General features: G+C 72.3%; 15 protein-coding genes and 1 tRNA gene. 3 read left to right on the top strand and 13 right to left on the bottom strand.

The genetic code is table 11. From position 1 onward, the window contains the following. Nucleotides 1-23: 23 nt before the first annotated feature. Nucleotides 24-230: a hypothetical protein gene (locus tag ABZV77_RS29735; RefSeq protein WP_055568349.1), complete on the top strand. Its 207-nt coding sequence runs from the start codon at nt 24-26 to the stop codon at nt 228-230. Nucleotides 231-301: 71 nt separating this feature from the next. On the opposite strand, the gene ABZV77_RS29740 is transcribed toward ABZV77_RS29735, so the two are convergent. The 3 genes from ABZV77_RS29740 to ABZV77_RS29750 are packed head-to-tail and all read right to left on the bottom strand — an operon-like array spanning nt 302 to nt 3677. Continuing rightward, nucleotides 302-1180 (bottom strand): SDR family oxidoreductase, encoded by an 879-nt coding sequence (locus ABZV77_RS29740; protein ID WP_356263213.1) that lies wholly within the window; start codon nt 1178-1180, stop codon nt 302-304. Beyond that, complete coding sequence (locus ABZV77_RS29745; RefSeq protein WP_356263216.1) at nt 1177-2103, bottom strand: alpha/beta hydrolase; 927 nt, start codon at nt 2101-2103, stop codon at nt 1177-1179. Before ABZV77_RS29745 ends, ABZV77_RS29740 begins: the two co-directional genes overlap by 4 nt. Continuing rightward, nucleotides 2100-3677: an NAD(P)/FAD-dependent oxidoreductase gene (locus tag ABZV77_RS29750; protein WP_356263219.1), complete on the bottom strand. Its 1578-nt coding sequence runs from the start codon at nt 3675-3677 to the stop codon at nt 2100-2102. The genes ABZV77_RS29745 and ABZV77_RS29750 overlap by 4 nt, the downstream gene beginning before the upstream one ends. Before the next feature lie 231 nt (nt 3678-3908). Here ABZV77_RS29750 and ABZV77_RS29755 point away from each other — a divergent pair, with 231 nt between their 5' ends. Beyond that, nucleotides 3909-4535, top strand: coding sequence for a MerR family transcriptional regulator (locus ABZV77_RS29755; protein ID WP_356263617.1), 627 nt, complete (start codon nt 3909-3911; stop codon nt 4533-4535). Between the two features lie 18 nt (nt 4536-4553). Here ABZV77_RS29755 and ABZV77_RS29760 read toward each other — a convergent pair whose 3' ends face one another. Both ABZV77_RS29760 and ABZV77_RS29765 read right to left on the bottom strand, forming a co-directional pair. After that, the gene (locus tag ABZV77_RS29760; protein ID WP_356263222.1) at nt 4554-5573 is read right to left on the bottom strand and encodes a DUF6528 family protein; all 1020 of its coding nucleotides are present in this window, start codon (nt 5571-5573) and stop codon (nt 4554-4556) included. A 184-nt stretch (nt 5574-5757) separates the two neighbouring features. Further along, the gene (locus tag ABZV77_RS29765) at nt 5758-6549 is read right to left on the bottom strand and encodes an exodeoxyribonuclease III (protein WP_356263224.1); all 792 of its coding nucleotides are present in this window, start codon (nt 6547-6549) and stop codon (nt 5758-5760) included. A 92-nt stretch (nt 6550-6641) separates the two neighbouring features. Here ABZV77_RS29765 and ABZV77_RS29770 point away from each other — a divergent pair, with 92 nt between their 5' ends. Further along, nucleotides 6642-7205, top strand: a complete 564-nt coding sequence (locus ABZV77_RS29770) for a GNAT family N-acetyltransferase (RefSeq protein WP_356263227.1) — start codon at nt 6642-6644, stop codon at nt 7203-7205. A 53-nt stretch (nt 7206-7258) separates the two neighbouring features. Here the strand turns inward: ABZV77_RS29770 and ABZV77_RS29775 are convergent, their stop codons facing one another. The 8 genes from ABZV77_RS29775 to glp all read right to left on the bottom strand — a co-directional run bounded on the left by ABZV77_RS29775 (nt 7259) and on the right by glp (nt 13904). After that, entirely contained in the window at nt 7259-8470 is a 1212-nt protein-coding gene (locus tag ABZV77_RS29775; protein ID WP_356263230.1) for a HAMP domain-containing sensor histidine kinase, read from the bottom strand. Between the two features lie 16 nt (nt 8471-8486). Beyond that, nucleotides 8487-8948, bottom strand: coding sequence for a hypothetical protein (locus ABZV77_RS29780; protein ID WP_356263233.1), 462 nt, complete (start codon nt 8946-8948; stop codon nt 8487-8489). Between the two features lie 156 nt (nt 8949-9104). Continuing rightward, nucleotides 9105-9178 (bottom strand) — tRNA-Ala (locus tag ABZV77_RS29785). 85 nt (nt 9179-9263) lie between these two features. Then, nucleotides 9264-10553: a gephyrin-like molybdotransferase receptor GlpR gene (gene glpR / locus ABZV77_RS29790; protein ID WP_356263235.1), complete on the bottom strand. Its 1290-nt coding sequence runs from the start codon at nt 10551-10553 to the stop codon at nt 9264-9266. Nucleotides 10554-10771: 218 nt separating this feature from the next. Then, nucleotides 10772-11395, bottom strand: coding sequence for a GNAT family protein (locus ABZV77_RS29795; protein WP_356263620.1), 624 nt, complete (start codon nt 11393-11395; stop codon nt 10772-10774). Continuing rightward, nucleotides 11392-11931, bottom strand: a complete 540-nt coding sequence (locus ABZV77_RS29800; RefSeq protein WP_356263623.1) for a MogA/MoaB family molybdenum cofactor biosynthesis protein — start codon at nt 11929-11931, stop codon at nt 11392-11394. Before ABZV77_RS29800 ends, ABZV77_RS29795 begins: the two co-directional genes overlap by 4 nt. Nucleotides 11932-11945: 14 nt before the next feature. Beyond that, nucleotides 11946-12470: a cyclic pyranopterin monophosphate synthase MoaC gene (gene moaC / locus ABZV77_RS29805; protein WP_356263238.1), complete on the bottom strand. Its 525-nt coding sequence runs from the start codon at nt 12468-12470 to the stop codon at nt 11946-11948. Between the two features lie 84 nt (nt 12471-12554). After that, entirely contained in the window at nt 12555-13904 is a 1350-nt protein-coding gene (glp, locus tag ABZV77_RS29810; RefSeq protein ID WP_356263240.1) for a gephyrin-like molybdotransferase Glp, read from the bottom strand. Nucleotides 13905-13908 lie beyond the last annotated feature (4 nt).

Genomic DNA, 13908 nt, shown 5'->3' on the forward strand with positions numbered 1-13908 from the left:
ACCCAAAACCGGGAGTGAATCGCATGGGCATCAAGGACCAGTTCCAGGACAAGGCTCAGGACCTCGCCAACAAGGCCAAGGACTCCATGGGCGGCGCCAAGGACGAGGCGAGCGAACGCGCCTCGCAGGCCCGGGACGAGGCGAGTGAGCGGTCTTCGCAGGCTCCGGACCAGGCCCAGGAGGCCGCGCAGGAGCAGCAGGACAAGTTCGACCGGGACTACGACGCCTGACGTGTAGCTCGTGCGAGGAGGCCCCCGGGACGCCGGGGGCCTCTGTCATGCCCGAGCTGGTCCGCGGCCGGTCAACCCACCACGCGCGCCTGCTCGTCCGCCGATCCGCCCGCCCCGACGAGCCCCGTCGAGACCGTGCCGAGCCGCGGCTCGAAGCGCTTCATCTCGCGCTGGCCGACCGCCCCGATGACCGACGGCAGATAGCCGCGGATGCCCTGCATGCCCCGCAGCCACCACTGCGCGTACACATGGCTTGAGCGGCGCTCGATGCCCGCCACGATCCGGTCCACCGCGGGACCCAGCGGGTACGTCTTGTTGGACGGCCACGGCAGCCGCTGCCGCAGCTCCCGCATCACGTCGTCCTGGTCGGCGCCCCGCACCATGTCCGTGTCGGTCCACGACAGATAGCCGACGCCGACCTTGACGCCCTTGTAGCCGACCTCGGCGCGCAGCGCGTGCGCATACGCCTCGACGCCCGACTTCGACGCGCAGTACGCCGTCATCATCGGCGCCGGTGTGATCGCGGCCAGCGACGCTATCTGCAGCAGATAGCCGCGGCTCTCCATGAGCACGGGCAGGAAGGCCCGGCCCGTCACCGCGCTGCCTATGAGGTTGACCTCGATGACGCGGCGCCACGCGTCCGGGTCGGACTCCAGGAACGGTCCGCCGCTGGCCACACCCGCGTTGGCGACGACGATGTCGACCTTGCCGAAGTGCTGCTTGACCTCCTGCGCGACCTGCGCGAGCGCCACGTGGTCGGTGACGTCCGCGTGCCAGTGCGCGGACTCGGTGTGCAGCCGCTCCGAGACCTTCTTCAGCTCGTCCGGCTCCAGGCCGACGAGCGCGATCTTCGCGCCGCGCGCCGACAGCTTGCGCGCGAGCAGCTCACCGACTCCGCGCGCCGCGCCCGTGACGACCGCGACCTGCCCCTCCAGGCTGACCCTGCTCATGCGCCCTCCTTGACCTGTATGTACGTTCCGGCGAGCGCCCTGATCCGTCCGGTGACGGCCTCCGGCGCCTCGATGGGTGTCATGTGTCCGATCCCGGCGAGCTCGGTGAGCCCCAGGCACTCGGGCAGGGCGGCCGCGATCCGCCGTGCGTGCACGACGGGCGTGAGCCGGTCGGCCGTCCCGGCGATGATGGCCGTGGGCACCTTCAACCCGCCCAGTTCCGCGTCCAGTTGGAGGCCGTCGAGGACGTGCGACCAGCCGTGGCGGACACCCCTGGGGCAGGCGTGCACGATCCGCGCGCAGGCCTCGACCCTCTCGGGCGCCGAACCGGGGCCCATCGTGGCGTACTTGAGGACGCGCCTGGCCAGCGGCGTGACGGGACCGAGCGGGGCGCGCGAGCCGAGCACCGACCGCGTGATCCTGGTCCGCGCCCGTCCGGCCCGCAGCGGCACGACCCGCGCCTCGGCGACCAGGTCCGAACTCCCCGTGCTGCACAGCAGAACGGCTCCGGCATGCTCCCGCACCCCGGCCCGGCCGCCCGCGGCCATGATCGTCATGCCGCCCATGGAGTGCCCCACGAGCACGGCCTTCTCGCCCGGCGCGAGCGTCGCCGCAAGCACCGCTTCGAGGTCGTCGGCGAGCGCCCGCGTGCTGTACCCCTCGGCGGCCGCGGGCGCTTCGCTGCGCCCGTGCCCCCGCTGGTCGTACGCGATGACGCGGTGGTCGGTACAGAGGTCGCGCATCTGCGCGGCCCAGAAGGCCGTCGAGCAGGTCCAGCCGTGTGCGAGCAGCACGGCGGGCGCTCCCTCGGGGCCGTGCACCTCGACGTGGAGGCGCGCCCCGTCGGCGGAGACCGCGGTCACTTCGCGTGCGGCGGCGGGCGGCGCGTAGGGGCCGCTCGTCACATGGGTCAGTCGGCTCATGCCCCGGCCTCGACCTTCTTGGTCCCGGGCTTCTTCTTCGTGCCCTTCGCCTCGGAACCGGCAGCGGAACCGGAACCGGAACCGGCCGCGGCCTCCGGCGGCTTGGGGGCGCGCAGCACCTCGTACTCGGAGAGGTCCACCCGCCGTGTCGCCGCCCTGAACTCGGTGGTCGTGCCGGGCCAGACCGTCGTGTTGACGCCGTTCTCGTCGAGGTACCAGCTGTTGCAGCCGCCGGTGTTCCACACGGTGCGCTTCATCCGCTCCTGCACCCGGCGGTTCCAGGCGCTGACGGAGTCGGGCCGGACGGCGAGGGCGGCGCTGCCGCCGAGGACGTCCAGCTGCCGCAGGTAGTCGGCCATGTAGTTCAGCTGCGACTCGATCATCAGGATCATGGAGGAGTTCCCGAGCCCGGTATTCGGGCCGATGATCGTCATCCAGTTGGGGAACCCGGCCGCGGTCGCGCCGCGCAGCGCGTTCATGCCGTCCTTCCAGGTCTCCATGAGCGTGAGCCCCTCGTCGCCCACGACGCGGTCGGCGATCGGCATGTCCGTCACGTGGAACCCGGTGCCGAAGATGATCGCGTCGACCTCGGTCTCGGTGCCGTCCGCGGCGACGACGGTGTTGCCGCGCACCTCGGTCAGACCGCTGGCGACGACGTCGACATTGGGCTTGGCGAGCGCCGGGTAGTACGCGTTGGAGAGCAGGATGCGCTTGCAGCCGATGCGGTACGTCGGGGTGAGCTTGGCCCGTAGCGCCGGGTCCTTGATGGCCCGGTACATGTTCCGCTTGGCGATCTGCTCGACCATGCCGAGCTCGTTGGGCCGCTTGGTGAACGCCTGGACCTGAAGTTCCCTGATGCCCCACAGGAGGCCGCGGCGGGCCTGGGTGGTGAAGGGGAGCTGCTTGTGCAGCCAGCGCTCGGCGCCGGTGATGGCGCGGTCGGCGCGCGGCATCACCCAGGGGGGCGTGCGCTGGAAGAGGGTGAGCTTGCCGACCGTCTTCTGGATCTCGGGCACGATCTGGATGGCGGAGGCGCCGGTGCCGATCATCGCGACGCGCTTGCCGCGCAGGTCGTAGTCGTGGTCCCAGCGGGCCGAGTGGAAGACCTTGCCGGGGAAGGTGTCGATGCCGGGGATGTCCGGGGTCTTGGGGTCGGAGAGCGGCCCGGTGGCGGAGACGACGACGTCGGCGCTGTAGGTGCCGTTGCTGGTCTCGATCACCCAGCGGAGCCGGTCGGCGTCCCAGGTCATCAGTTTGACCTCGGTGTCGAGGCGCAGGTGCGGGCGGAGCCGGAAGGTGTCGGCGACGTGCTCCAGGTACTCCCGGATGTGCTCCTGGCCGGAGAAGGTGCGCGGCCAGTCCGGGTTGGGCGCGAAGGAGAACGAGTACAGGTGCGAGGGCACGTCGCAGGCACAGCCCGGATAGCTGTTGTCCCGCCAGGTGCCGCCCACGGCTCCGGCCCGCTCCAGGACGACGAAGTCGGTGATGCCCTCGCGGCGCAGCCGCACGGCGGCACCGAGGCCGCCGAAGCCGGATCCGATCACCGCCACCCGTACGTGCTCGTGCTCTGTCATTCCGCCGCCTCCCGGAAGTACCTGAACCCTGCCAGTGACTACTGGCGCAATTGGGAGAGTAAGCCAGTCCCGTACTCATGGGTAGGGGTTGGGCGGGGGAAAGTTACCGGGGGTATCACCGGCCACCGAGCAGGCGGCCGCCGACCGCCGCCCGGATAGGCTTCCCACGTGGCAGACGAACGAGAAGGCGGACGCGGGAGCGCACCGGACGGCGGCGTACGCGAATTCCGCATGGAGGCGCTGGCCGCGGAGGCGGGCATCACCGTGCGCACCGTGCGCTTCTACCGCGAGCGCGGGCTGATCCCGCCGCCCCGCCGCGAGGGCCGCATCGCCTGGTACGACGAGCACCACCTGGCCAGACTCCGCACGATCGCCGCCCTCCTGGAGCGCGGCCACACCCTGAACGGCATCGCCGAGCTCTCCGACGCCTTCGACAAGGGCCGTGACGTCGGCGAACTCCTCGGCCTCGGCGAGCCGACCGAGGAGCAGCCGGTCCGCCTCACCCCCGAGGAGCTCGCCGACCACTTCGCGGGCGAGGTCACCCCCGAGAACCTCGTCGCCGCCCTGGACCTCGGCTACCTCGGCACGGACGGCGACGAACTCGTCCACATCAGCCGCCGTCTGCTCGACGCCTCATCCACCCTGGTGCGCAAGGGAGTTCCGCTGGCCGCGGTCCTGGAGGCGGGCCAGCGCGTGCGTGAACACGCCGACGCACTCGCGGAGTTGTTCATCACCGTCATGCGCACCCACACGCCGGACACCGCCGAGGTCGACATCGACCAGCTGCGCCCGGTCGCCAAGAGCGTGGTGGAGGCGGAGCTCTCCATGGCCCTGGACCGCCGCCTCAAGGAATCCTGACGCCCACGGTTCGCGCGCTCAGACCGGCAGCCACCAACGCGCCTTGTAGATACCGCCGTTGACCATCTTGTAGCTCGACTCGGGCCGGTGCACGCTCACCGTCGTGGTCCACCAGGTCTCCCCGAGACCGGCCTCCGGGACGGTGGTCACGACCTGCCCGGTGCGCGGATCGTTGCCGACGGCCTTCACCGACTTGCGGGAGATCTCCGTGGCCCCCGCGAAGTCCTGCACGAAGATGCGGCCCTTCTTCTCGTACTGGAAGACGGCCGCGTTGGTCGTCACCCACAGCCGCCCCGGCCGCCCGCAGACCGGGAAGAGATCGTGCCCGCCGGGCGTCTTCCCCGGCGTGCCGACCGGCAGCCCGATCCCGTACGTCCGCTCCAGGGTGGGCCGCGCGGCCGTCCCGCCCACCTCGTACGTCACCAACTCGTCGTCCCCGAGGGCCCAGAGCACCTCGCGCGCCTCGTCCCAGTGCAGCGCGTGCGCTCCCTTGAGCTCCGCCTCCGCGTACCGCGTGGCGCGCGGCCCCTGCGACGCCGCGTACAGCCGCACCCGCGCGCCCGTGCTGCACGCGACGGCCACGTTGCCGTCGGGCAGGATCTCGGCGCTGTGCGGGTTGAACAGATCGTCGCCGGGGCCGATCGCCGTGCCCCAGTACCGCCTGCCGGTCGGGTGCTCGACGACGGCCACGAAGCCGAACGACGCCGTCGTCAGGACGTACGTGCGCCGCCGGTGCACCCGCACCTTCGCCTCGCACGGGTACACCCAGCTCACGTCCGGCAGCAGGTCCCGGTAGCGGGGGTCGCCCACCGGCGAGAACTCCCAGCGCACGACGGACGGGTCGGCGGCCGGGTCCCAGACGCGGCGCCCCGGGTCGAGCACGAGGATGCGCCTGCTCGCCTGCTCGGTCAGCAGCACGGGCGGCGTACCGGCGGGAGCCCCGCCGCCCACCGCGTACGCCCGGGTGGCGGGCAGCGCCGCTACGATCCCGGCGCCCGCCGCGCCCAGCAGAGCGGCGCGTCTCGAAGGCAGACGCATCGACGGCATGAAATCCCCCCGGAACCTTGGCAGTTGGTCATGTACGCGACGCAACGCGCGCGCGACCGCAATCTGCCATGGCGTCCGGGCCGGGGACAGCCTTCTACCGGACTTTGTGCCCGTGTCCCGCCGGGGACCACCCCGACGGGGGACGCAGGGCGAGGGGACGAGAGGACGAGGGGGCCTACAGGTCGTAGACCACCGTGACGGGCGCGTGGTCGCTCCACCGCTCCGCGTGGCTCGCGGCCCGCTCCACGTACGCCTTCAGCGCGCGCTCGGCGAGCCCCGCCGTCGCGACGTGGTAGTCGATGCGCCAGCCCGTGTCGTTGTCGAAGGCGCGCCCGCGGTAGGACCACCACGAGTAGGGGCCCTCGACGTTCGGGTGCTGCGCCCGCACGACGTCCTCGTACTCCGCGAAGACCTCGTCCAGCCAGGCACGCTCCTCGGGCAGGAACCCGGAGTTCTTCTTGTTGCCCTTCCAGTTCTTGAGGTCCGCCTCCTGGTGGGCGATGTTCCAGTCGCCGCAGACGACGACGTTGCGCCCCTCGGCGGCGGCCCGGACCTTGAGCTCCTTCAGGTAGGCGAGGAACTCCCCCATGAAGCGGATCTTCTCGTCCTGGCGCTCGGTGCCGACCTCGCCGGAGGGCAGATAGAGGCTGGCCACGGTCACGCCGGGCAGGTCCGCCTCGACGTACCTGCCGCTGCCGTCGAACTCCTGCGACCCGAATCCGACCTGCACCCGGTCCGGCTCACGGCGCGTGTACAGCGAGACACCGGCGCGCCCCTTGGCGGCGGCGGGCGCGTGCACGACGTGCCAGCCCTCGGGGGCCCGCACCTCGTCCGGCAACTGGTGCTCCTCGGCGCGCACCTCCTGGAGGCACACCACATCGGCCGAGGTCTCGCCGAGCCACTCCACGAAGCCCTTCTTGGCGGCGGCGCGCAGCCCGTTCACATTCACGCTGGTCACAGTGAGCATCCCGGCACGATACCGGCCCTTACCGGCACACTGGTCCGGCACCACGGTCCTCACACCCACCACTGGTCACGCATAGAAGTACGATGGAGCGCATGACTATCCAAAATGCCGCCGCCACCGCCTCCGGCACCGCCGCCGGGATACACCTGCGCACCGTCACCTTCGCGCACCCCGACGCGGTCCGGCTCAGCGACCGCGTCCAGCTCGAATACGCGGAGCGCTACGGCGACGAGGGGGACGTCACCTTTCTCGACGCCACCATGTTCGAGCCGCCACGCGGCCGCTACTTCATCGCGTACGACGAACACGGCACCGCACTGGCGACGGGCGGCTGGCGCAGCATGGACAAGACCCCCGAGACCCCCGAGAACGCCTCGCCCCCCGAGAACGACGAGAACTACCGGGACGGCGACGCCGAGCTGAAGCGGATGTACGTCACCCCGGAGGCCCGCGGCCTGGGCCTCGCCCGCCGCATACTCGCGGCCCTGGAGGACGACGCGAAGGCGGCGGGCCGGGCCCGCATGGTCCTGGAGACGGGCACGAAGCAGCCGGAGGCGATAGCCCTCTACATCTCCAGCGGCTACACCCTCGCCGAGGAGAAGTTCGGCCACTACCGCTTCGACGACCTGAGCCGCTGCTACGAGAAGTTCCTGTAAGGGCCTGCGCCATACCCCCACCCGGCCGGGGTTACGACACAGGCTCTAAGGGCCTACTCCCGCACGGCCGACCGCAGATCGAACTCGGCCTCCGCTCCGCCCCCGGCCGGATTGCCGAACCGCAGCCCGGCCCCCAGGACCTGCGCCTGCCCCTGCGCGATCGTCAGCCCGAGCCCGAGACCCACCCCCTTCTCCCCGGCCCCGCTCCGGAACCGCTGCGGCCCGCCGGACACCAGGGACTCCGGAAATCCGCCCCCGGAGTCCCGCACCCGCACCACCCCACCGTCGACCACGACCGTCACCGGCGCCGCCCCGTGCCGCAGCGCGTTGCTGACGAGGTTGGCGACCACCCGCTCCACCCGCCGCGGGTCCGTCACCACCTCCACGTCCCGCACCACGTCGACCGTCACACCGCCCGCGCCCGCGGCCCCCGCGGCGGCCGACCTGCGCACCAGCGCCCCCAGCTCGCACGCCTCGGCCACGGCCTGCTCCCCCGCCCCGTCGAGCCGCGCCACCTCGATGACGTCGTCGACGAGCTCCCGCAGCCGCCCCGCGGACTCCTGCACCAGTTCGGCGGGGCGCCCCGGCGGCAGCAGCCCGGCCGCCGTCACCATCCCGGCCACCGGGGTGCGCAGCTCGTGCGCGATGTTCGCCGTCACCTCGCGCTCGGCCTGCAGCCGGGCGGCGAGCGCGTCGGCCATGGTGTTCACGGCCGCCGCGAGCTGGGTGATCTCGTCCTTGCCGTGCAGCGGCAGCCGCGCCGTCAGGTCCCCCTCCGCGATGCGCTGCGCCGCCCCGGCCTTCCTCTTGAGACGCCGCCCGAGCCGGGTGGCGACGAGCAGCCCCGCCACACAGGCGAGCGCCGTCCCGAAGCCGCCCGAGATCCACAGCACCCGGTCCAGGTCCCGTACGGTCGCCGCCTCCCTGTCGTACGGCCGCTTCAGCGCGACGACCTCCTTGCCGTACTTGCTCGCCGCCCACAGCTGCGGAATGCGCCCGCCCCGGTCCAGATAGACGCCCCACCGCCCGTTCGCCACGGCCCCGGCGAGCGGCCCCGGCAGGTCGACGGGGTCGATGAGGGTGCGGTCCCCGTCGACCCCGGCCGCGTGGTCCTGCACGGCAGTCTGCAGCCGGTCCCCGATCTGGCTGCGCGCACCCGCGTACTGCGCCTCGACGGTGCGATGGTGGACGAGCAGCCCCATCACCACGGACACCAGGGCCGCGGTGCCCGCGATGGCGATACCGATCTTGGTACGCAGTCCCATGCCGCTCCCCGCGCCCTCAGAGATCCGGGATCGACAGCCGGATCCCCTGGAACTGCACGTTCACCGCCGCCGCGGGGAGCTCCTCCGCCTTCTTCGGCTCGACGGTGGCCCGCCGGTAGTACGCCATGCGCTCCTGCTGCTCCAGGCCGCTGAGCGTCAGCGTGGCGTCGTAGGGCCTGCCGGAGCACTTGGGGCGGCACCACGGGCCGCCGAGCTTCCCGGTGGCCCGCGCGGTCGGCCCGCCCCAGTCCCGCCAGCTCAACTCCGAGAGCACGACGTCCTCGGTGAGCTGCGCCGACGTCGGCTGCTGCAGCGGAAGCCCGGTCGCGTCCGCGAGGTAGACGGGCCCGGCCACCCGCGAGGGCTGCAGCGCGGGCCCCTCCACCCGCAGCCCCCGAGGCCCGGCGGCGCACCCGCCCGCCAGCACGGTGGCCAGCGCGGCGCCGCAGCACACGGCAGCCCTCAAAGGGGATGGCATGGATCAAATGTATACAGAGCGGCGCACATCACACGTGGGGAGCAACCACACGTGGAGAGCGACCGCACGGGGAGAGCGACCGCGCAGGGCGGGCACGGGGCGGGCACAGCAAAGATCCCGCCCAGTTCGATGAACTGGACGGGATCTCATGTGCAGTGGACCTGTGGGGATTTGAACCCCAGACCCCCTCGATGCGAACGAGGTGCGCTACCAGACTGCGCCACAGGCCCTTGCAACGAGTGAAACTCTAGCATCCCGATCGGGGTGCTCGGAAATCCGGTCCTGGCTGGTCAGCCAGGGGGACCTCACGGTCCCTCACTCGTTCGCCGCGCGCGGTCGGCCGCCGTCCTCGTACTGGTCGAAGAGCGGCGTGCGGCCGCGCTCACGGGCACGTCGCGCGGACGCCGCCCGGCGCTTGTCGCTGCGGCCGCCATCGGCGTCGGCACCCTCGGCCCCGTCGATGGCGCCGGAGTCCTCGGCCGGGCGCTCCCGCTCGTCGCGTTCGGCCCGCTCGGCCCGCTCGGCCACGGGATGGGCGTTCGGCTCCGCGGTGCTCGACCGCGCCGAGCTCCAGGCGTCGGGTGCGCCCAGGTCGACGCTGCCGGTGGCGCGCGGGGCGACCGGCGCGGTCACGTACGTCGGCAGCGGGACCGGGACCGGGTCCCAGCTGTCGCCGCGGCCGGGACCGTGCTGCCGCTCGCGCTGCTGGTCGACCCACTCCGCGTGGTCGGTCTGCTCGACGAGGGCGCGGCGGTCCGCGGCGAGCGCGGAGAGGCCGGTCTCCGTCTCGGGCGCTGGGCCCTCGTCCACCGGCTCGTCGACGATCCGCTCCGCGCCCGCGGGCCTGCGCCGCGGCTGCCGCTCGCGCAGCCGCTGCGCCGCGACCTCGGCCCTGCGCCGGTCCATCGTGTAGGTGAAGCGGCGTCGTTCCTGGCCGCGCAGATAGACGATGTACGCGCTCAGGAGCAGGGCGGGCGCGGCGGGCGCCCACAGGAAGGCGAGCCCGCCGACCGCGGCGACGATTGCGCCGACGGTGAATGCGAAGAAGAGAAGGACCGTCGTGCGGCGGCGCCGGGCGAGCACCTTGATGCGCCGGGCGCGCGCGGCGGCCTCGGCCGACGCGGCGCGCTGTGCGGGCGTCGCATGCGACGGAGGCTTGACCGGCACCTTGGCCGACGCCTTGACCTGTGCCTTGGCCGCTGCCTTGACCGGCGCCTTGGCCCGGGGGGCGGGCGCGGGCTGACGCTCCCGCTCGCGTTCGGGCGCACGCTCGCGCTCGGCGGCGCGCTCCCTTTCGGGTTCACGCTCCCGCTCGCGTTCGGGCTCGCGCTCGGACGGGGGCGCGACGAAGGACCGGACGTCCACCGAGCCGGTGGTGCCGTCCGGGTCGTCGAGCGACTCCCCTTCCTCGGGCGAGCGCGCTTGCAGGTCCTTGGCGTATCGACGCTCCATGCCCGCCCGTCCGGACAGCAGCCGGATGGCGGTGCTGAAGCGTTCCGTCGGACGGGCTTCGTTCAGCTCGTCCTGCCTACGGAGCCACATCGGCACCAAGTAGGCGGCCCAGGCCCCGACGATGACTGCGTAGATGAGGCCGCTGCTGCTCACGCTCACACGGTAGAGGGGTTTGCGTGAGGCCATCTGCCAATTGAGCCGGTGTGTCGCACGATCTGGCTGATATCTCGAACTTTTTTTGTGACTGGTGCGATCAACAGGCCGCCGAGAGCGTGAATTTAATGCCTGAGACAAGTCTCATACGCGCCTCAGACGGTCGTTCGGCGCTCAATTTCGAACACGTATTTCATTTCCGTGGGTTGAGAACCGGCCTAGGCAGTGTTCCGAGGTCGGGCCTGGTGCCAGCGGCGCAACAACCCTTCCGGTACCTCTTCGGTCGTGAGCGCGAAGACGAGATGATCCCGCCACGCTCCGTCGATGTGCAGATACCGCGGGCGAAGTCCCTCCTCGCGGAATCCGAGTTTCTCCACGACCCGTCGGCTCGGCGTGTTCTCGGGTCGAATACAGACCTCGATACGGTGCAGCCCGACCGAACGGAAGCAGTGGTCGACGGCGAGCGCGACGGCGGTCGGCATGACACCGCGGCCCGCGACGGACCGGTCGACCCAGTAGCCGACGTGGCCCGAGCACATGGAGCCCCAGGTGATCCCGGCGACCGTCAACTGTCCGACGAGGCGGCCCTGGTACTCGATGACGAAGGGCAGCATCCGGCCCGCGTTGGCCTCCGCGCGCAGATGACGGACCATCTGCCGGTACGTGGGGCGGTGCACGATCGGGCCGCTCGGGGTGGGCGGCGGGATCGTGGCCTCCCAGGGGCGCAGCCAGTCCCGGTTGCGCCGGTTGACCTCGCGCCAGGCCCGCTGGTCGCGCATCTTTATGGGACGGAGGGCGATGTCACCGTCCGTCAGCCCGACGGGCCAGGAGGAGCCGTTCAGCTCGCACCCCCCGGCGGACCGGGGTGGTCACCGCCGCGCAGCTGGTCGACGGCGTGCCTCAGCAGCGGCTCCAGCACGGCGAGACCGTCTCGTACGCCTCCGGAGGAGCCCGGCAGGTTCACGATGAGCGTCCCGCCCACGACTCCGGCGAGACCTCGCGAGAGCGCGGCCGTGGGGACCTTGTCCCTGCCGTACGCACGGATCGCCTCCCCGATGCCGGGCACTTCGTGGCCGATGACGCGGCGCGTGGCCTCGGGGGTGCGGTCGGTGGGCGAGATGCCGGTGCCACCGGTGGTGAGGATGACGTCGTAACCGGCCTCCGCGCCCGCGCGCAGGGCCGCCTCGACGGGGTCGCCGTCGGGGACGACCTGGGGCCCGTCGACGGCGAAGCCGAGCGCGGTCAGTCCCTCGGCGAGGATCGGGCCGCCCTTGTCGGCGTAGACCCCGGCGGCGGCGCGGTTCGATGCGGTCACGACGAGCGCGCGGTACGGCGCGGGCAGGGCGCCACCGGCCGACGCGTCCAGGTCCTGGCTCATGCCCGCTTCCTGGCTCATGCCCGCTCCCCTTCGCGGTGCCAGTGCCCGGACTTGCCGCCCGTCTTCTCCTCGACGCGTACGTCCGTGATGACGGCGCCCTTGTCGACGGCCTTGACCATGTCGATGACCGTGAGGGCCGCGACGCTGACCGCGGTGAGGGCCTCCATCTCGACGCCCGTGCGGTCGGTCGTCTTCACGGTGGCGAGGATCTCCACGGCGTCGTCCGCCACGGAGAGGTCGAGCTTCACTCCGGAGACGGCCAGCGGGTGGCAGAGCGGGATCAGGTCCGGGGTGCGCTTGGCCCCCATGATCCCCGCGATCCGCGCGGTCGCCAGGGCGTCTCCCTTGGGCACTCCCTCGCCGCGCAGCAGCTCGATCACGCGTGGCGAGACCAGTACGCGGCCGCTGGCGCGGGCGGTGCGCGCCGTGACGTCCTTGGCGGACACGTCGACCATGCGGGCGGCGCCCGCCTCGTCGATGTGGGTCAGTCGCTGCTGCTCAGGGGCTCCGGGGGTGTCCCCCCGGGAAATCGCGGTCATGTGCTTGGCGCTCCCGGTCCGGGCCCCGCGCGGTGCGGCGCGCGGGCCTGTTGTGCGCGACACGGTACCGCGCGGGGGGCCCTCTCAGCCGAGCAGGACCACCTCGACGTCCGCGCCGGGCTCCACCGACGTGGTGTCCTCGGGGATGACGATCAGCGCGTCCGCGTGCGCGAGAGCGGCGATCAGATGCGAGCCGGACCCGCCGACGGGCGCCACCCGGCCCGCCTCGGCGTCGTACCGCCCGCGCAGGAACTGCCGGCGGCCCTCAGGGGAGCCCAGCGCCTTGTCCGAGAGCAGCTCCGCGCGCGTGGTGGGCCGGCGCACCTCGGGCAGGCCCATGAGGGTGCGGATCGCGGGACGGACGAAGAGCTCGAAGGAGACGTACGAGGAGACGGGGTTGCCCGGCAGTGCGAGCAGCGGTGTGTGGTCGGGGCCGATGGAGCCGAAGCCCTGGGGCTTGCCGGGCTGCATGGCGATCTTGCGGAACTCCACCCCGCCGCCCGCGCCGATGCCGTCCTCCTCGTCCGGGTCGCCGATGGTGGACAGGGCCTCCTTCACGACGTCGTACGCGCCCACGCTCACGCCACCCGTGGTGACCACGAGGTCGGCGCGGATCAGCTGGTCCTCGATGGTGGAGCGCAGCGTCTCCGCGTCGTCGGCGACGGCGCCCACGCGGTAGGCGATGGCTCCGGCGTCGCGGGCCGCGGCGGTGAGGGCGAAGCTGTTGGAGTCGTAGATCTGGCCGTCCGACAACTGCTCGCCCGGCTGGATCAGTTCGCTGCCGGTGGACATCACGACCACGCGCGGGCGGGGGCGCACCTTCACCGTGCCGCGGCCGATCGCGGCGAGCAGGGCGATCTGCGGGGGGCCGAGGACGGCGCCCGCGGCCAGGGCCCGGTCGCCCGCCTGGACGTCGCTGCCCCGCGCTCTCACGTGCGCGCGGGCCTCGGCCGGGCGGTGCACGCGGACCTCGCCCGATGCGCCCTCAGGGGCGGCGCTGTGGGCGCGCATTCCCGAGACCGGGCCCTCGCCCAGGCCTCCGTCGGTCCACTCCACGGGGACGACGGCCTCGGCGCCGGGCGGCAGCGGGGCGCCGGTCATGATGCGGGCGGCCTGGCCAGGGCCGACGGTGGGCTGCTCGCCCGCGCCCGCGGCCACGTCGCCGATGACGGTGAGGACTGCGGGGAACTCCTCGCTCACGCCCACGACATCGGCGACCCGCACCGCGTACCCGTCCATGGAGCTGTTGTCGAAGGGCGGCAGCGAGACGGGCACCGTGACGTCCTCGACCAGGACACAGCCCTGGGCGTCGAGGAGTTGGAGCTCGATGGGTTCGAGCGGGCGGACGGCTTCGAGAATGTCGTCCAGATGCTCTTCCACCGACCAGAAGGGGTTCTGGCCGGTGGTCGGTGTCGTCGTGCTGCTGCTGCTCAAAGTG

Origin of the sequence: Streptomyces sp. NPDC004732 (assembly GCF_040609235.1) — a bacterium.
Taxonomy (GTDB): Bacteria; Actinomycetota; Actinomycetes; order Streptomycetales; family Streptomycetaceae; genus Streptomyces.